This is a genomic window from Vibrio sp. 070316B, assembly GCF_013114115.1.
Classification (GTDB): domain Bacteria; phylum Pseudomonadota; class Gammaproteobacteria; order Enterobacterales; family Vibrionaceae; genus Vibrio; species Vibrio chagasii_B.
This window is the reverse complement of record NZ_VTYC01000006.1, coordinates 157,622-176,213: the sequence shown is the minus strand read 5'-3', so window position 1 is coordinate 176,213 and position 18,592 is coordinate 157,622. Positions and strand designations below refer to the sequence as shown.

Genomic DNA, 18,592 nt, shown 5'->3' with positions numbered 1-18,592 from the left:
GAAAACGGTAGTTTGTGTATGATTTTTGTTTGGCGACTAAACCATATCACTTACTACCGTTTTTGTTTTTAGTTCCCGCTAATCCGCGATGAACCATAAAAAAGGCCGACATTGAATGTCGGCCTTTCTATATCTAACGTAAAGTGATGTTTAAGATTACTTAGACATTACTTTGTAGATTGGATCTTCTGCTACGTTTGCTTCTACTAAGCTACCTGCTTTGTGCAGCATAGCAACACAGTCTTGGCTTAGGTGACGAAGGTGCAGCGTTTTACCTTGTGCTGCGTAACGCTCAGCAATGGTATCAATTGCTTCAATAGCAGAGTGGTCGGTTACGCGAGAGTTCGCGAAATCAACAATTACATCTTGTGGATCTTCATGAGCGTCAAATAACTCAAGGAAGTTCGCTGTTGAACCGAAGAAGATTGGACCGTTTACTTTGTACTCTTTTGAACCCGCTTCGTTGATGCAAGTATCCGCGTAGATGTGCTTAGCATGCTGCCATGCAAACATCAGTGCAGATGCAATAACACCCACAAATACAGCAACCGCTAGGTCAGTCATTACTGTCACAACCGTAACAAGAACGATAACGAAGAAGTCTTGCTTAGGTACGCGACGTGCAAGTTTGAACGTTGCCCATTCGAATGTACCAATAACAACCATGAACATTACACCCACAAGTGCTGCTAGAGGAATCATTTCGATAAGTGCTGAACCGAATAGGATGAACATTAGCAATGCAACAGCAGCAACGATGCCCGATAGACGACCACGGCCACCAGAGTTTACGTTGATCATTGACTGACCAATCATCGCACAACCACCCATCGCGCCAAATACTGAACACGTCACGTTAGCCATACCTTGACCAACACATTCACGGTTAGATTGACCACGAGTGTTCGTCATCTCGTCTAGTACTGTTAGCGTTAGTAGTGATTCGATTAGACCAATCGCTGCAAGGATCACTGCGTAAGGCAGGATGATGTATAGCGTTTCTAGGTTAAACGGTACTGCTGGAATAGAAAAAGTCGGTAGAGAACCCGCCAGCGTTGCTGCTTCGTCACCAGACATAGTACGTAGGAAATCAACAACAGTACGAGTTTCAAGATCAAGACCTACAACCAATGCCGTCACCGTTACGATAGCAACCAATGAAGATGGTACTGCTGTCGTCAGTTTTGGTAGGAAGTGGATGATCGCCATAGTTAGTGCCACTAGGCCTAACATCAGAGTCATCTGGTCGCTTGGTAGCCAAGTTAATGCACCTGTTAGATCCGGTGCTTTGAATTGACCAAGTTGAGCTAGGAAAATAACGATAGCTAAGCCGTTCACGAAACCAATCATTACTGGGTGTGGAACGATGCGGATAAATTTACCTAGCTTGAAGACACCTGCTGCAATTTGCAGAAGGCCAGCTAGCATAATTGCCGCGAATAGGTATTGAACACCATGAGTTGCAACTAGGCTTACCATTACAACAGCCATTGCGCCAGTCGCACCAGAAATCATGCCTGGGCGGCCGCCGAAGATTGAAGTGATAAGACCTACGATGAATGCTGCGTACAGACCAACCATTGGGTCAACGCCAGCAACAAAGGCGAATGCTACAGCTTCAGGTACCAGAGCAAGTGCTACGGTAAGGCCTGACAGTACGTCATTCTTTACAGAGTGCTTAGAAAATTGTGGGAATTCGAACATGTGTGCTCAGCTATGCTTAAAATGGATTTACCGACACGAGTGTATTGCGTAGCTAAACAGTGATGAAAAAGAGCGGCAATAGCTAAGTGTCGAAAAGATAAGTGCGCGAATGCTACCCAAAATTGTGACTAAGTTCAAGGTAGAACCCAATTTTGAGTAATATATCTATTAATTTTTATTCGATTAGCAGATAAGAAAAAGGCTGCTTAAATAAGCAGCCTTTGATTCGATTTTCTAATGATTACTCAGTAGTAAACACTAGTAGTTTGGCTTAGTCATGCCTGCGCCAGCTTTGTTTGACGCTACCTGACTACCTGCACCTTTTGGTACAAAACGTTCAGTGCGGAACGGTGCTGCAACCACTTCAATCTCTTTGATCTCTTGAGGACCAGGAGCTTTAGTCATTGGTGAGCCCGCTTGCTTCTTCGCAACTGTTGCTTTTGGCGTTTCTGCTTTTGCAACAGGCGCTTCTTCAACTTTCACTTCAGCTTTCGGTGCTTCAACGACAGCCGCTTCAGCTTCAACTGCTGGTGCTTCAGTAACTGCTTCCTCAGCTTTCACAGTCTCAACTGGTGCTTCAACTACTGGAGTTTCAACGACAGGTGCCTCAACTTTCGCTTCGGCAACCACTGGAGCTTCTTCAACAACAGCAGGAGCTTCAGTGACTTGAGCTTCAGCAACTGGTGCCTGAGTTACTGCAGTCTCTTCACGGCGGATAATCACTTTACCCATTGCCAGTTCAGGACATGCAAAACCGCCTGCCATTACAACGCTGCTTTGTGGAGCTGCCTCTTGAGCGACATTTTGCTCTTGAGTATTAACCACTGTTTGCGTTTCAACTGCTACTTCAGCCACTTCAGGTTTTGCCTGTTTGTGATGAGGTTTTGGAATGAAGCGAGGCATCACTTTACCCATAGCCATCTCTGGAGAAGCTACACCACCTTTACGTAGGCGGAATGGGTTAGGGCGACGATCACGACCGCGACGACGACGTTGACCACTTGCACGTAGGTGACGTGGAGAACGACGGTTACGACGTTGTTTCGGTTCTTCCTGTTCAGATTGCTCGCCATTTGCTTGAGTTGCTTCAACTTGCTCTGCAACTTTTTGCTCTTGCGCTACTGATTTGTTTTTCGCTGCTGCTTGCTCTTTAGAAACAGATGGTGCTTTTTGTTCCTTAGTTGAGTTTTCAGCCGCGTCTGCTTGAGCTTGCTGGTCTTTAACACGAACTTGCTTGTTCAGCTTACGACGTTGGCGACGCTCTTTGATCTTAGCAGCTTTCGCTTCAGGCTTAGCCTTTGGCGCATCTGACTTACCAGCTTGTGCGTCTGCCGCTAGCTGTAGGCCTTCTTCTGCTAATTTAGATGGTGCTTGCTCTTCGCGTTGCTTCTGCTCGTCACGCTGCTTGTTGCGGCGATCTTGCTTAGGCTTACGAGGTTGACGATTTTGCTGTGGAGCTGCATCTTTCTGCTCTTCAGGCTTCTCATCACGTGCAGGCTTGCGACGGCGTTTGTTGTCACGGTTATCGTTACGGTTGTCACCACGCTCACCACGTTGGTTACGGCGGCGGTTATCGTTACGGTCACGGCGTTGACGGTTTCCGTTGCGGTTGTTTTTAGGCTTCTCTTCAGTTTGTTTCTCTTCTTGCTTCTCTTCTTGAGTTGAAGAGCCAAATAGGAAACTACCGATAGCCTTAAAGAAGCGACCAATTAGGCCTGATTCTTGTGCTACTGGCTCAGCTTTCTTCTCTTGTGCCGCTTTTGGTGCTGGCGCTGGAGTCGGTGCTGATTGAGCTGGAGCTGCGAAGCCTTTCAGAGCTGGCTCTTCGATCTTCTTAGGACGAATTGCTTGTTCTGCCGGTTCTTTGCTTTCTGCTTCTTTCAGAGCATCTAGCTTCTTAGGAAGTAGATAAGAAAGTAGATCGAACTCTTCGCCTTCACGAACACGGATAACCTCAAAGTGCGGTGTTTCCATGTCAGAGTTAGGAACAACAGTGATCTTAACTTCTTGGTTCTTCTCGATGTGGTTTACTGAGCGACGTTTTTCGTTCAGAAGGTAAGACGCGATAGGAACAGGCACAACAGCAAGTACTTGTGCTGTGTTGTCTTTCAGAGCTTCTTCTTCAATCAAACGTAGAACAGACAGTGCTAGAGATTCGTTATCACGAACAACACCAGTACCTGTACAACGAGGACAAATGTGGTGGCTTGCTTCTGCTAGTGATGGGCTCAAACGTTGACGAGACATCTCTAGAAGACCAAAGCGAGAAATACGGCCAATTTGTACACGAGCACGGTCTAGACGAACGGCATCACGTAGGCGGCTTTCAACTTCGCGTTGGTGGCGAACCGGAGTCATATCGATAAAGTCGATAACAACAAGACCACCTAGGTCACGTAGACGTAATTGACGTGCAATTTCATCGGCTGCTTCTAGGTTAGTGTTAAGTGCTGTCTCTTCGATATCGCCGCCCTTTGTTGCACGAGCTGAGTTGATATCGATAGAAGTTAGCGCTTCTGTTGGATCGATTACGATAGAACCACCAGATGGAAGGCGAACTTCACGTTGGAAAGCCGATTCGATCTGGCTTTCAATCTGGTAGTGACTAAATAGTGGCACTTCACCATCGTACTTCTTAACGCGATTCATGAAATCTGGGCGTATTAGTTGAATGTGCGCTTGAGCACGTTCAAAAATAGTGTTGCTGTCGATTAGAATCTCGCCGATGTCACGACGTAGGTAGTCACGAATTGCGCGAACAATAACGTTACTTTCTTGGTGAATTAGGAAAGGAGCTGCATTTGAATCTGAAGCTTGCTTGATAGCGCCCCAGTGATTCAATAGAACATTTAGGTCCCACTCTAGCTCTTCTGCGCTTTTGCCAACGCCCGCTGTACGCACGATTAAGCCCATACCTTGAGGAAGCTCAAGAGTGCTCAATGCTGCTTTCAGTTGGGTGCGCTCATCACCTTCGATACGACGAGAAATACCGCCTGCACGAGGGTTGTTTGGCATAAGAACTAAGTAACTACCTGCCAAAGAGATGAAAGTTGTCAGTGCAGCACCTTTGCTACCACGTTCTTCTTTCTCTACTTGTACGATTACTTCTTGGCCTTCTTTTAGCACTTCTTTAATGCTAGGACGGCCTTGGTATGTATAACCTTCAGGGAAGTATTCGCGGGCAATTTCTTTAAGAGGGAGGAAACCGTGACGTTCTGCGCCGTAATCAACGAATGCCGCTTCTAGGCTTGGTTCAATACGGGTAATACGTCCTTTGTAGATATTCGCTTTCTTTGACTCATGACCTGGACTTTCGATATCTAGATCGAATAGTCGCTGGCCGTCAACCAAAGCGACACGCAACTCTTCTTTTTGAGTTGCGTTAATTAACATTCTTTTCATTTAGAAATACTCGTTGTCTTTTCTTATTTTCATCATTGTTCTTATCGCTTTATTTCGTTTCTCATGGTGCCAGATCCCATGGCTTTATCGGTGCAGCCTCCCGGCTGGAGAGGGATGCTCTGGGGCACGTCAGTCATCATAGGGAGTTAGCCTATGATCCGCGATGTGGCGGTGAATACTCAACATGAGCGTACGTGAGTAGAGCGATAAGGGGACTCAGTTGACTGTGTCTTACGCCAATTGCAGCACTGTCTAATCTGAGTTATCTACTCATTTACTTGCTTATGAACGATTGTCTGTTTAAATTTTAGTCAAACCGTTGATAGCAGCTGTGAACTATAGCAGTGGTCGGTAAACACAGCAATCTGCTTTGTCGGAATGCTGTAAAAAAAACAGTTTTTGTTTGTGTTTTGATAGCTCTAACTCACTGTCTATAAATAATTTATCAATTGATATTTTAATTTGCAGGAATCTTGGTGCTTTTTTGTTCGAAGAATCAAAGAAATATAGAACTTCAGCGACCATTTGGTGGTAGATGATCAAGAATTAAGAGTAAATTAGTTCAGAATAGACCTAAGAAAATCTCAATTATCAAAAGTGACAGTGATACAATAGCGCAATGAGCGAAATTAGAACCCAAGTCCAATTTGTCGATATTGACGAAGATATGGCTGGTCAGCGTATTGATAACTTCTTACGCAACCAATTAAAAAACATCCCGAAAAGCATGATTTACCGAATCGTGCGTAAAGGCGAAGTCCGCGTAAACAAAAAACGCATCAAGGCTGAGTACAAACTAAAAGCTGGTGATTTAGTTCGTATCCCGCCAGTTACCATTGAAGAGAAAGTTGAAGAGAACGTGCCAAGCACGAAACTCAATAAGGTTTCAGAATTGGAACAGTGCATCATTTATGAAGATGATCACATGCTGATTCTAAATAAACCATCGGGCACTGCCGTTCATGGTGGTAGTGGACTTAAGTTTGGCGCAATTGAAGCATTGCGTGCACTTCGTCCTGAAGCTCGCTTTCTTGAACTAGTGCACCGTATTGATAGAGATACGTCTGGCATCTTGCTTGTTGCTAAGAAGCGCTCGGCGCTAAGACATCTTCAAGCGCAATTCCGTGAAAAAACGGTTCAAAAATACTACTTCGCTTTAGTGATGGGCGAGTGGAAGAACAGCTGTAAGGTGGTGAATGCGCCTCTGCTGAAAAATGAAGTAAACAGTATCGTTCGTGTTAACCCGAATGGTAAAGCCTCTGAAACTCGTTTTAAGGTTTTAGAGAAGTTCAAAGATGCGACACTGATTCAAGCGAGCCCGATTACCGGTCGTACGCACCAAATCCGTGTACACACTCAATATACGGGCCACCCAATTGCATGGGATGACCGATATGGTGATCGTCGTTTTGATGCTTACACGGGAAAGGTTGGGTTGGATCGCTTGTTCCTACATGCTGCAAACATCAAGTTCACGCATCCGGGTAGTGAAGAGAAGATGGATATCTCAGCTCCGATGGAAGCGCGATTAGAAAAAGCGCTGACTGGTTTACGTAAGCTTTAAGAAGATACGAGATACGAGATACGAGATACGAAGGTATAGAGTGTCTCTAAATTTGTTCTTCAGTATCTATAATTGAGAAAGGTTGACGAATTTCGTCAACCTTTTTTGTTTGTGCTTGTTACAAGAGATCCCCAACTCGCTCGTCCCTCACTCTTGGGGATGACGATACTTTTTGCTATTCGAGTAAAATAGTACCTTGTGTTTACGTGTTACCTCGGTCGAACAACTTTTGGGTTACTGTCTTCCGCAGTGTTTATGAGACAGCAGTGACCTTTTTAAAAGTTGAGTGGTACTACTATGGTCTTCATATCGTGTTCACCTTAAAGTTCAAGAGAATTCCCTAGACTGACGAAGGAAGGAGTAGGGAATCTCTGTAAGAATGGTAAGCGCGAGTTAAAGCACACTCATTCCTTGCGCATCCAACATATCGACTAGGTCAATAAGCGGTAGACCAATAAGCGTGTTCGGATCTTTTCCTTCCATCTCTTTGAACAAAGCGATACCTAGTCCTTCACACTTAAAGCTGCCAGCGCACCAGTAAGGTTCTTCTTTTTCAACGTAAGAGATGATCTGTTGCTCGGTTAAGTCACGGAAGTGAACAATAAAGGTATCGAGACGCGTGTCAGCTTGTTGGGTTTCGCTGTTCCATACGGTTACTCCTGTATAGAAAGTGATGCTCTTGCCACTTTGACGAGATAACTGCTCAATCGCTTTTTCACGAGTATGAGGTTTACCTATTATCTCGCCATCGATCACGCAGACTTGGTCAGATCCAATCACTAAGCTTGGTTGATCAATGAAACAAGACTTAGCTTTGGTTTCAGCAAGGCGCATTACCAACTGTTGTGGAGTCTCCCCCGGAATCGGTGTTTCATCGCAATCAGGCTTTGCCGTAATGAAGCTAATTTGTAGTTTTTTGAGGATCTCTTGCCTAAATGGTGAGGTAGAGGCTAAAACTAGTTGGTAATTTTTCATTTTAATTTACAATTCATAGAAGCATTTACAGTAGGATATAGGAAGTTATCCCGCTATTCATAATGCTCTGTATGGGAAAGGTAAAAAAGTGTACTTTTTTTGCCATTTCCTTTGACTAAACTCGATTTGGAAGATAAGATTCGCGCCCTATGCAAAAGGTAAAAATACCGCGTACAGTTGATCCGGCAAGAACGGCTCAGAAACGACTAGATTTAGATGGCATCATCCAAACCAGTCTTTTTAAGCGTTTAGCTGAGGCAACTGAAGGCGTAAAACGTGACGCGCAAGTCTCATTGTCATTTGGGCTTGATGAACAACGATTAGTCGTTATCTCTGGTAAAGCTAACGTCGAAGTCGATTTAGAGTGTCAGCGTTGTAATGAGGTTTTCGCACATGAGTGCGATGTCCAATTCACTTATACTCCTTATTATAATGAGAAAAGTGAAGAGGAAGCACCGGAAGAGTACGATTTGGTAGATCTGAACGAGTACGGTGAGTTAGACCTGATTCAACTAGTTGAAGACGAGTTCATTCTTGGATTGCCGCAAATAGCAATGCACGATAATGCGAAATGTAGCGTTAACTCAAATAACTTGGTGTTTGGTGAACTTCCTGAAGAAATTGAGGAAGACAAGAAGCCGAATCCATTTGATGTTTTAAAAAGCTTGAAGAAGTAACTGCTTCTTTAAGAATTTACATAGGAGTAGGGTCAATGGCCGTACAAAAGAGCAAGAAATCACGTTCAATGCGTGGCATGCGTCGTTCACACGATGCGCTAACTACAGCTGCACTTTCTGTAGACGCAACTTCAGGTGAAACTCACCTACGTCACAACGTGACTGCGGAAGGTTTCTACCGCGGCAAAAAGGTTATCAACAAGTAAGGTTGACCTTTGCAAAATCTAACCGTTGCGCTTGATGCAATGGGCGGGGACTTCGGTCCTCGTGTAACAGTGCCTGCCGCCGTGCAGGCACTGTCGTATTTCCCAGAGCTAAAAGTCATTCTCATAGGTGATCGAAACGCGATCACATCTCAATTATCTTCATTAGGTCGAATGCCTGACTCTCGTTTGAGTATTCAGCATTGTGATCGAGTTATTTCCAATTCTGAAAAACCTTCACTAGCCTTGCGTAACAGTCAGGGTAGCTCCATGCGTGCTGCTATTGATCTGGTCGCCGACTCTCAAGCCGATGCTTGTGTGAGTGGTGGCAACACCGGCGCATTGATGGCTCTGTCCCGTTTTCGACTTAAGCTCCTCCCTGGCATTGATAGGCCCGCATTGGTTTCAGCTTTGCCTACCGCTTCAGGGAATCGTACATGGATGCTTGATTTAGGGGCAAATGTGTCTAGTGATGCAGATTCGCTTTTCCAATTTGCTGTGATGGGCAGTGCATTAGCGGAACAACATTTAGGTCGCGCTCCACGTGTCGCTATTTTGAATATCGGTGCCGAAGAAATTAAAGGTAATGACCTTGTAAAACGATGCGCTGAAATGTTGTCGAATACTCAGTCTGTGAACTTCATAGGCTATATTGAAGGTAACCAACTCCTTCAAGATGCTGCTGATGTCGTCGTATGTGATGGTTTTGTGGGCAATGTCTGCTTAAAAACGTGCGAAGGTACGGCTCAGCTCTTTATTGATAAGCTAAAAACGCGCATGATGGCTTCAACTATAAAGGGTTGGATAGCCAGAATGTTGTTTTCTGAGCTATTTACTGAATTAAAAACCTTGAACCCCGACCAGTATAACGGCGCAAGTTTGTTAGGATTGCGCGGCATTGTCATTAAAAGTCATGGAAGTGCTGATGTATCTGCAGTTGTCAACGCGATTGGCGAGGCAGTACACGAGGTCAAACGACAAGTCCCCAGCCGCATTAGCGATCGTTTGGAAGCGGTTTTACTCGAGAGGCATTATTAGTCTTCATGTATAGCAAAATTTTAGGTACTGGCAGCTACTTGCCATCTCAGGTGCGTACTAACGCAGACTTAGAGAAAATGGTAGAGACTAGCGATGAGTGGATCGTTGCTAGAACAGGTATTAAAGAGCGTCGTATTTCAGCGGAGAACGAAACCGTTGCAGATATGGCGTTTTACGCTGCTGAAAATGCCATTGAAATGGCGGGTATCGACAAAGAAGATATTGATTTAATCATCGTTGCGACCACCAGTAGTAGCCACACATTCCCGTCTTCGGCGTGTCAGGTACAAGGTAAGCTTGGTATTAAAGGCTGCCCTGCGTTTGATTTGGCTGCAGCGTGTTCTGGTTTTGTCTATGCTTTGTCTGTTGCAGATCAGCACATCAAATCAGGCATGTGTAAGAACGTTTTGGTGATTGGTGCCGATGCACTGTCAAAAACCTGTGATCCGACTGACCGCTCTACGATCATCTTATTTGGTGATGCAGCAGGCGCGGTGGTTGTAGGCGCAAGCGAAGAGCCAGGTATTTTGTCGACTCACATTTACTCTGATGGTAAATACGGTGAGCTACTAAGCCTTGAAGTACCAGAGCGTGGCGGTGATGCGGATAAATGGCTGCACATGGCGGGCAACGAAGTATTCAAAGTGGCGGTAACTCAGCTATCTAAGCTGGTTAAAGACACATTAGCTGCAAATAACATGGATAAGTCAGAGCTTGATTGGTTAGTTCCACACCAAGCGAACTACCGTATTATTTCAGCAACGGCGAAAAAGCTGACAATGTCACTTGATCAAGTGGTGATCACCCTTGATAAGCACGGCAACACGTCAGCGGCTACCGTACCAACAGCCTTAGATGAGGCTGTTCGTGACGGACGAATTAAACGCGGTCAAACTCTTCTATTGGAAGCATTTGGCGGTGGCTTCACTTGGGGTTCTGCGTTAGTTAAATTCTAACCCTAAGCGAAAACCTACAAACAAGGCACATAACTTATGTGCCTTATTCAATTTTTTGCTTTGCTTAAAGGAAAATTACAATGAGCAAGTTTGCTATCGTATTCCCAGGCCAAGGCTCTCAAGCTATCGGTATGCTTGCAGACCTAGGCGAACAGTATGATGTTGTTAAACAAACATTTGCTGAAGCTTCAGAAGCACTTGGTTACGATCTATGGGCATTAGTTCAAGATGGCCCAGTAGAAAATCTAAATGAAACTTTCCGCACTCAACCGGCTCTACTAACAGCGTCTGTTGCAATTTGGCGTGTATGGCAAGAGCTTGGCCTAGAGCAACCTGCAAACTTAGCGGGTCACAGCTTAGGTGAATATTCTGCACTAGTATGTGCTGGCGTTATCGACTTTAAAGAAGCGATCAAGCTAGTTGAACTACGTGGCCAGTTAATGCAAGAAGCGGTTCCTGCAGGCGTTGGTGCAATGTACGCAATCATCGGTCTAGATGATGAAGCGATTGCTAAAGCGTGTGAAGAAGCGGCACAGGGTGAAGTTGTTTCTCCAGTGAACTTCAACTCTCCTGGCCAAGTTGTTATCGCGGGTAACAAAGCGGCAGTAGAGCGTGCTGGTGCACTATGTAAAGAAGCGGGCGCTAAGCGTGCACTTCCTCTACCAGTATCTGTACCGTCTCACTGTGCGCTAATGAAACCTGCAGCAGACAAGCTAGCGATAGCTCTAGAAGCTCTAGAATTCAACACGCCAGCATTGCCTGTTATCAACAACGTTGATGTTGTTGCTGAAACAGACCCTGCAAAAATTAAAGATGCGCTTGTTCGTCAACTTTACAGCCCAGTTCGTTGGACTGAAGGTGTACAAGCGATGAACGAGCAAGGCGTTGAGAAGCTACTTGAATTAGGTCCTGGTAAAGTTCTTACTGGCCTAACAAAACGAATCGTAAAAACTATGACAGCTGCTGCAGTTAATGACACTGCATCACTAGAAGCTGCTAAGTAATAACCACTTAATAGAGAAGTTATGATGAATTTAGAAGGCAAAGTTGCACTAGTTACAGGCGCAAGCCGTGGTATCGGTCGTGCAATCGCTGAACTTTTAGTTGAGCGTGGTGCTAAAGTTATCGGTACTGCTACATCTGAAGGCGGCGCTGCTGCAATCAGTGAGTACCTTGGCGAGAACGGTAAAGGTCTTGCTCTTAACGTAACTGATGTTGACTCAATTGCTGCTACACTGAAAACCATCAACGATGAATTCGGTGCGATTGACATTCTAGTTAACAACGCAGGTATCACTCGTGACAACCTACTAATGCGTATGAAAGACGACGAATGGAATGACATCATCGACACTAACCTAACACCTATCTTCCGCATGTCTAAAGCTGTACTGCGTGGCATGATGAAGAAGCGTGAAGGCCGTATCGTTAACGTTGGTTCTGTAGTGGGTACTATGGGTAACGCTGGTCAAGCAAACTACGCAGCAGCTAAAGCTGGCGTAATTGGCTTTACTAAATCAATGGCTCGTGAAGTTGCGTCTCGTGGCGTTACAGTGAACACTGTTGCTCCTGGTTTCATCGAAACTGACATGACTAAAGCGCTAAATGATGACCAACGTGCAGCAACTTTGGCGAATGTACCAGCAGGTCGACTAGGTGACCCTCGCGAAATCGCTGAAGCTGTGGTATTTTTGGCGTCGCCTGCGGCAGCTTATATCACAGGTGAAACACTTCACGTCAATGGCGGTATGTACATGGTTTAAATTATGTGCAACATTTGTGCATGATTTAAGTCAAGATCATACGTAATTTCGGTTAAAATCGTGAAAATTGTGGTTTGACCAGAAAAGTTGACCTTGCAACTTTCAATAGATTGAATAAACTACGGAAAACATCGCATAAAGCGAACTCTGTAAAGGAAAAGAAAAAATGAGCAACCTCGAAGAACGCGTAAAGAAAATCATTGTTGAACAGCTAGGTGTAGACGAAGCTGAAGTTAAAAACGAAGCTTCTTTCGTTGATGACCTAGGTGCAGATTCTCTAGACACAGTTGAGCTAGTAATGGCTCTAGAAGAAGAATTCGACACTGAAATCCCAGATGAAGAAGCTGAGAAAATTACTACTGTTCAAGCAGCTATCGATTACGTAACTAGCGCTCAGTAATAATCTCTCCCAGGCGGTCACCTCGACCGCCTGTGTTTTCTCTAACTCATCTATCCTCATCTTAAATCACCTCAATCTCCGGAGTGTAAAATCGTGTCCAAGCGTCGTGTAGTTGTCACTGGCATGGGTATGTTGTCACCGGTAGGCAACACTGTAGAATCTTCTTGGAAAGCCCTGCTAGCTGGTCAAAGTGGTATCGTGAATATCGAGCACTTTGATGCAACCAATTTCTCAACTCGTTTTGCAGGTCTAGTTAAAGACTTTAACTGCGAAGAGTACATGTCTAAAAAAGATGCTCGTAAAATGGATCTATTCATCCAATACGGCGTCGCAGCAGGTGTTCAGGCACTTGATGATTCTGGTCTAACTGTTACTGATGAGAACGCACCACGTATTGGTGTGGCTATCGGTTCTGGTATCGGTGGTCTTGGTTTGATCGAAGCAGGTCACCAAGCGCTTACTGAAAAAGGCCCTCGTAAAATTAGCCCATTCTTTGTTCCGTCAACGATCGTGAACATGATTGCTGGTCACATGTCTATCATGCGTGGTCTACGCGGTCCTAACATCGCTATTTCTACTGCATGTACAACTGGCCTACATAACATTGGTCACGCGGCACGTATGATTGCATACGGCGATGCTGACGCAATGCTAGCGGGTGGTGCTGAAAAAGCATCTACACCACTAGGTATGGGTGGTTTTGGTGCAGCTAAAGCACTATCTACTCGCAACGACGAGCCTCAAAAAGCTTCTCGTCCATGGGACAAAGGCCGTGACGGCTTCGTTCTTGGTGACGGTGCTGGCATGATGGTTCTAGAAGAGTACGAACACGCTAAAGCTCGTGGCGCTAAGATTTACTGTGAGCTAGTTGGCTTCGGTATGTCGGGTGACGCTTACCACATGACATCTCCAAGTGAAGATGGTTCTGGTGGCGCACTAGCAATGGAAGCGGCTATGCGTGATGCTGGCATTACTGGTGAACAAATCGGTTATGTTAACGCACACGGTACATCGACTCCTGCAGGCGACGTAGCAGAAGTTAAGGGCATCAAACGTGCTCTTGGCGAAGCTGGCAGCAAGCAAGTATTGGTTTCTTCAACGAAATCAATGACAGGTCACCTTCTAGGTGCCGCTGGTTCTGCTGAAGCTATCATCACGGCTATGTCTCTGGTTGACCAAATTGTTCCACCAACAATCAACCTAGATGATCCTGAAGAAGGCTTAGACATTGACTTAGTACCTCACACTGCTCGTAAAGTTAGCAACATGGAATATGCTGCATGTAACTCTTTCGGTTTCGGTGGTACAAACGGCTGTTTGATCTTCAAAAAGATTTAATCATCTTATAAAAGACCTAAACGTCGTAGATAGTCATAATTAGACTTGTTTTTAAACGGCTTGATGCTTAGCATTGAGCCGTTTCTTTTTATGGGGAAAAACATGTTTTGGGTTGACGGACAAAGCCAGCAAACTATCGACATCTTAGATCGTTCGTTTCAATACGGAGACGGCTGTTTTACGACAATGCTTGTCCAAAATGGTCAGATCCAGCATTTTCAGGACCATCAACAGCGTGTCGATGAATGTCTAAAAGTGTTACGTATTTCTGCATTAGATTGGAATGTGGTTAACGTTTGGCTCAATAGCGCAATTCAACACATCCAAAACTGCCACCTCGAAAGTGCAAATAAGTTCAATAGTAGAAAAGCCGGAATAAAGCTGCATGTTAGCCGCGGTGCTGGCGGCAGAGGCTACAGCACTAAGAACATTGCTAAGCCAACCATTACCATTAGTACGTTTGATTACCCAAGCCATTATGAGGCATGGCAAGATACCGGAGTTGAACTCGGGATTTGTCGCCAAGCTTTAGGGCTGAGCCCATTGCTTGCTGGTCACAAGCATAACAATCGTCTTGAGCAGGTACTGATGAAAGACGAGATGGATCAAGCTGGTGAAGTTGACGGTTTGGTTCTTGATATCTCTGGCAATGTGATTGAAACCACCATGGCCAATCTGTTTTGGCGCCAAGGTGAGGTGATTTGTACGCCTCAGCTAACCCAAAGTGGTGTAGCGGGAGTTATGCGTAAGCAAGTGTTAACTGCGCTGAACCAAACTGAACTTTCCGTTACTATTGGTGACTATTGCTTACCTCAACTCATGCAAGCTGATGAGGTTTTCATCACCAACTCCATTTTAGGGGTTGCCCCTGTTACCCGTATTAGTGAAACCCAATTCGACATTGGAACCGTTACTCGTAGCCTTCAAGGACAACTAAACTCGTGATCAAAAAGTTATTTATTTTTATTATCTTGTGCCTCATTGCAGCGGGCGCTGCCGGGTTCTATGTGTATAACCAAGCACAAGATAACCTGAAACAAGTTATTCAATTAGAAAAGCCGCAGGTAGTTACCGTTGCTTCAGGCAGCAGCTTTAACCGCGTGCTGGCTCAGTTAATCAATGAGGGCCTATTTGAGGCATCTCCTTATGAGAAATTAATCCGTAAGCTTCACCCTGAGCTTGTTGACGTAAAAGCGGGTACTTTCCTGCTAGAGCCGGGGTTAACGCTTGAGCAAGCGCTGCAAGTGCTTGTAGAGGGTAAAGAGCACCAGTTTACCATCACCTTTGTTGAAGGCAGTCGTTTCGACGAATGGCTCGTGCAGCTAAAAGACAATGAATTCATTCAACAGACGTTAGATGGTGTGTCTGAAAAAGAGATCGCTGAAAAGCTTGGCATTGAAAATGAGAAGCTAGAAGGTTTGTTCTTAGCGGAAACCTACCACTACACCTACGGCACAACCGATTTAGATTTGTTGAAGCGTGCCCATCGAGACCTAATGAACGTGGTGAACGATGAATGGGAAAACAGAGCGGATAAACTGCCTCTTAAGTCACCTTATGAAGCTCTGATTCTGGCTTCTATTATTGAGAAAGAGACGGCCGTAGCTTCAGAGCGTGAACGTGTGTCGTCTGTATTCGTTAACCGCTTAAACAAGCGTATGCGTCTACAAACGGATCCGACGGTGATTTACGGAATGGGCGATAGCTATGATGGCAACATCCGTAAGAAAGATTTAAGAACCCCAACGCCATACAACACATACACTATGAGTGGCCTGCCGCCAACGCCGATTGCCATGGCAGGTCGAGCGTCAATTAATGCGGCTCTGAATCCAGAAAAGAGCAATTACCTCTATTTTGTCGCGAGTGGCACAGGTGGGCACGTATTTTCAAAGAGTTTGGCTGAGCACAACCGTGCAGTACGAGCTTACTTAAAACAATTAAGAAAAAACAAATAAAGAACGAATTATGAATCAGTCGAAATTTATCGTGGTTGAAGGCCTTGAAGGTGCGGGTAAAAGTACAGCTATCAATGCCATTGTTGAGACATTGAAAGCTTCTGGTGTTGAAGAGCTAGTAAACACTCGTGAACCAGGCGGTACTGTTCTGGCAGAAAAGATGCGTTCACTGGTCAAAGAAGAGCACGAAGGCGAACAGCTTCAAGACATGACTGAGTTACTGCTGATGTACGCTGCACGTGTTCAATTAGTCGAAAACGTGATTAAGCCTGCTTTAGATAGCGGTAAATGGGTATTGGGTGATCGTCATGATATGTCTTCTCAAGCGTATCAAGGTGGTGGTCGCCAGATCGCGCGTACGACAATGGAATCATTGAAAGCAACCACACTAGGCGATTTTAAGCCGGATCTAACTCTATACTTGGACTTAGACCCTAGAGTAGGGCTTGAGCGTGCACGTGGCCGTGGTGAGCTCGATAGAATTGAAAAGATGGATATCTCTTTCTTCGATCGCACGCGTGAACGTTACCTTGAGATCGCTGCGCAAGATGAGTCGGTTCTTGTGATCAATGCAGAGCAAGAGATAGAACAAGTAGCCGCGGATATTAAGCAAGCGCTTAGTACGTGGCTAGACCAACAGTAGGTAGTCATGGCGGAAGTGTATTCTTGGCTCACACCAGTTTGGAGTGAGTGGAAAAAAAGCCTCGATGCTGAGCGTTTTCCTAATTCGGTGATTGTTAATGCGCCGGAAGGGTTGGGCGTTGACGCTCTCATTAGCCAACTTACCGATGCATTAATGTGCACAAACTATGAAAGTGAGGCGTGTGGTTTTTGCCATAGCTGTGAGTTAATGAAGTCGGGCAGTCATCCCGATTTTCATGTCATCTCGCCAGAGAAAGAAGGCAAATCGATCACGGTTGATCAAGTTCGTGCTAGTAATCGCTGGGCTCAAGAGTCATCCCAGTTGGGCGGTTTACGCGTTATCTTGCTTGAGCCTGCTGAAGCGATGAACGAGTCGGCTTCTAATGCTCTTTTGAAAACTCTCGAAGAGCCATCAAGCCAGTGTATTTTCATTTTATCGACTCGTAACAGTAATCGATTAATGCCAACCATCATCAGTCGCTGTCAGCAGTTCAATGTGGTGAGCCCACAATTGGAAGCGGGCTCAGCATGGCTAGATGGAGAAGTGGGTAAGGCCGTTCCTGCGTATATTTTGGCACTTAACGACAATGCTCCGTTGAAAGCGAAAGCGATGTTTGAAGAGGGCGGTATTGACGCTTCCGAGAAAGTGTTCGACGGTTTCGTTAATATCATCAAAGGCACTCAACCTGACATGCTAAAGTTCTCGACAGAGCTTAGCAAAGACCCTTTGATTCAATTGGGTTGGTTATGGCACTTATTGTCTGACGTACAGAAGCTGCATTTTGGCTTAGCGAATACGGCTATCACTCCCAGCGCTAATGCGCTGCGTGAGGTGATGTCTTATCAAAGCGCCTATACTGCAGCACATAAACTGTTGATATTGACTGAGCAGTTGAAGCAACACCCTGGGCTCAATACGGAGCTACTCATAATGAATTGGCTGATAGCCACTTGCGAGGAAACATGTTCGTAGATTCCCACTGTCATTTAGACAAGCTGGATTACCAAGATTTACACACCAGTGTAGAAGATGTCGTGAACAAAGCAAAAGCAGCGAATGTTGACCAACTACTTTCTGTAGGTGTGACACTAGATTCGTTTGAAAACATGCTCGAAATGATTGCACCGTTTGATAACGTTAACGCGTCTTGTGGCGTTCACCCTCTTGATGTTGAGAGTGACTTTAGTTTAGAAAGAATGCGTGAATACGCGAGCAATTCTAAAGTCGTTGCCATCGGTGAAACTGGCCTTGATTACCATTACCAGCCTGAAACGGCTGAACTGCAGCAACTGCGATTTAAACAGCATGTTGAACTAGCGGTTGAACTGAACAAGCCTTTGATCATACATACCCGTAATGCGCGTGAAGATACACTTGCTATTCTTCGTGATGGTGGTGCAGAGAAGTGTGGTGGTGTAATCCACTGCTTTACCGAAGATCAGGCATTTGCTGAAGCGGCCATGGAGCTGGGCTTTTATATCTCAATTTCAGGTATTGTGACCTTTAAGCAGGCAACAGAGCTTAAAGAGGTCGTTAAGAGTCTGCCGTTAGATAGGCTACTGATTGAAACGGATTCTCCATACTTAGCACCGATCCCATATCGTGGGAAGCAGAATCAACCTGCATATGTTGTGGAAGTGGCGGCCTACATCGCGCAATTAAAAGGTGTATCGATGAAAGAGGTTGCTGAACAAACGACCAAAAATTACCAAAAACTTTTTTTGCGATAAAAAACTAACTAAACAAATAAAAGGGAGCGAAAGCTCCCTTTTTGTGTTTTTGATCACCAAAAATACGTTTTTTTTTAATGTTTACGAATTATGTTGAACTTGAGAGCGTGAATTATAACATTTGTAATTTTGTTACTAAAAATAACATTTACTCTTATTTTATTTACCCAGTAAAATAATAATGACTTGTAAAAATGCTCTTAAATTTCAATGCTTTATTTTATTGTAAACCATTGCATTT

General features: G+C 44.9%; 17 protein-coding genes. 14 read left to right on the top strand and 3 right to left on the bottom strand.

What is annotated here, in order from left to right:
* Positions 1-156: 156 nt before the first annotated feature.
* Together F0251_RS07770 and rne are read right to left on the bottom strand one after the other, a co-directional pair.
* A complete protein-coding gene (locus F0251_RS07770; RefSeq protein ID WP_008220276.1) occupies positions 157-1,704 on the bottom strand; it encodes a SulP family inorganic anion transporter in 1,548 nt (515 codons plus the stop codon).
* A gap of 258 nt (positions 1,705-1,962) precedes the next feature.
* The gene (gene rne, locus F0251_RS07765) at positions 1,963-5,106 is read right to left on the bottom strand and encodes a ribonuclease E (RefSeq protein WP_171730716.1); all 3,144 of its coding nucleotides are present in this window, start codon (positions 5,104-5,106) and stop codon (positions 1,963-1,965) included.
* 619 nt (positions 5,107-5,725) lie between these two features.
* Here rne and rluC point away from each other — a divergent pair.
* Positions 5,726-6,670, top strand: coding sequence for a 23S rRNA pseudouridine(955/2504/2580) synthase RluC (rluC, locus tag F0251_RS07760; protein WP_061033780.1), 945 nt, complete (start codon positions 5,726-5,728; stop codon positions 6,668-6,670).
* Positions 6,671-7,063: 393 nt separating this feature from the next.
* Here rluC and F0251_RS07755 read toward each other — a convergent pair whose 3' ends face one another.
* Positions 7,064-7,645 (bottom strand): nucleoside triphosphate pyrophosphatase, encoded by a 582-nt coding sequence (locus F0251_RS07755; protein WP_171730715.1) that lies wholly within the window; start codon positions 7,643-7,645, stop codon positions 7,064-7,066.
* Between the two features lie 149 nt (positions 7,646-7,794).
* On the opposite strand from F0251_RS07755, the gene yceD reads away from it, so the two are divergent.
* The 13 genes from yceD to F0251_RS07690 all read left to right on the top strand — a co-directional run bounded on the left by yceD (position 7,795) and on the right by F0251_RS07690 (position 18,351).
* On the top strand, positions 7,795-8,322 hold the full coding sequence (gene yceD / locus F0251_RS07750; protein ID WP_137409091.1) for a 23S rRNA accumulation protein YceD: 528 nt from the start codon (positions 7,795-7,797) through the stop codon (positions 8,320-8,322).
* Positions 8,323-8,357: 35 nt separating this feature from the next.
* Positions 8,358-8,528, top strand: a complete 171-nt coding sequence (rpmF, locus tag F0251_RS07745; protein ID WP_004737376.1) for a 50S ribosomal protein L32 — start codon at positions 8,358-8,360, stop codon at positions 8,526-8,528.
* A 9-nt stretch (positions 8,529-8,537) separates the two neighbouring features.
* Entirely contained in the window at positions 8,538-9,563 is a 1,026-nt protein-coding gene (gene plsX, locus F0251_RS07740) for a phosphate acyltransferase PlsX (RefSeq protein ID WP_061033778.1), read from the top strand.
* A 5-nt stretch (positions 9,564-9,568) separates the two neighbouring features.
* Complete coding sequence (locus F0251_RS07735; RefSeq protein WP_061033777.1) at positions 9,569-10,519, top strand: beta-ketoacyl-ACP synthase III; 951 nt, start codon at positions 9,569-9,571, stop codon at positions 10,517-10,519.
* Between the two features lie 80 nt (positions 10,520-10,599).
* Positions 10,600-11,523, top strand: a complete 924-nt coding sequence (fabD, locus tag F0251_RS07730; protein WP_171730714.1) for an ACP S-malonyltransferase — start codon at positions 10,600-10,602, stop codon at positions 11,521-11,523.
* A gap of 24 nt (positions 11,524-11,547) precedes the next feature.
* Positions 11,548-12,282 (top strand): 3-oxoacyl-ACP reductase FabG, encoded by a 735-nt coding sequence (fabG, locus tag F0251_RS07725; protein ID WP_004737380.1) that lies wholly within the window; start codon positions 11,548-11,550, stop codon positions 12,280-12,282.
* 166 nt (positions 12,283-12,448) lie between these two features.
* The gene (gene acpP / locus F0251_RS07720; RefSeq protein ID WP_004737381.1) at positions 12,449-12,682 is read left to right on the top strand and encodes an acyl carrier protein; all 234 of its coding nucleotides are present in this window, start codon (positions 12,449-12,451) and stop codon (positions 12,680-12,682) included.
* A 93-nt stretch (positions 12,683-12,775) separates the two neighbouring features.
* On the top strand, positions 12,776-14,020 hold the full coding sequence (gene fabF / locus F0251_RS07715; RefSeq protein WP_004737382.1) for a beta-ketoacyl-ACP synthase II: 1,245 nt from the start codon (positions 12,776-12,778) through the stop codon (positions 14,018-14,020).
* A 102-nt stretch (positions 14,021-14,122) separates the two neighbouring features.
* On the top strand, positions 14,123-14,965 hold the full coding sequence (pabC, locus tag F0251_RS07710; protein WP_171730713.1) for an aminodeoxychorismate lyase: 843 nt from the start codon (positions 14,123-14,125) through the stop codon (positions 14,963-14,965).
* Positions 14,962-15,978 carry an endolytic transglycosylase MltG gene (gene mltG / locus F0251_RS07705; protein WP_061033774.1) on the top strand — a complete coding sequence of 339 codons (1,017 nt, stop codon included), beginning with the start codon at positions 14,962-14,964 and terminating at the stop codon, positions 15,976-15,978. Before pabC ends, mltG begins: the two co-directional genes overlap by 4 nt.
* Positions 15,979-15,988: 10 nt before the next feature.
* Positions 15,989-16,621: a dTMP kinase gene (gene tmk, locus F0251_RS07700; protein ID WP_061033773.1), complete on the top strand. Its 633-nt coding sequence runs from the start codon at positions 15,989-15,991 to the stop codon at positions 16,619-16,621.
* 6 nt (positions 16,622-16,627) lie between these two features.
* Positions 16,628-17,593 (top strand): DNA polymerase III subunit delta', encoded by a 966-nt coding sequence (locus F0251_RS07695; RefSeq protein ID WP_061033772.1) that lies wholly within the window; start codon positions 16,628-16,630, stop codon positions 17,591-17,593.
* Complete coding sequence (locus tag F0251_RS07690; protein ID WP_061033771.1) at positions 17,584-18,351, top strand: TatD family hydrolase; 768 nt, start codon at positions 17,584-17,586, stop codon at positions 18,349-18,351. Before F0251_RS07695 ends, F0251_RS07690 begins: the two co-directional genes overlap by 10 nt.
* Positions 18,352-18,592 lie beyond the last annotated feature (241 nt).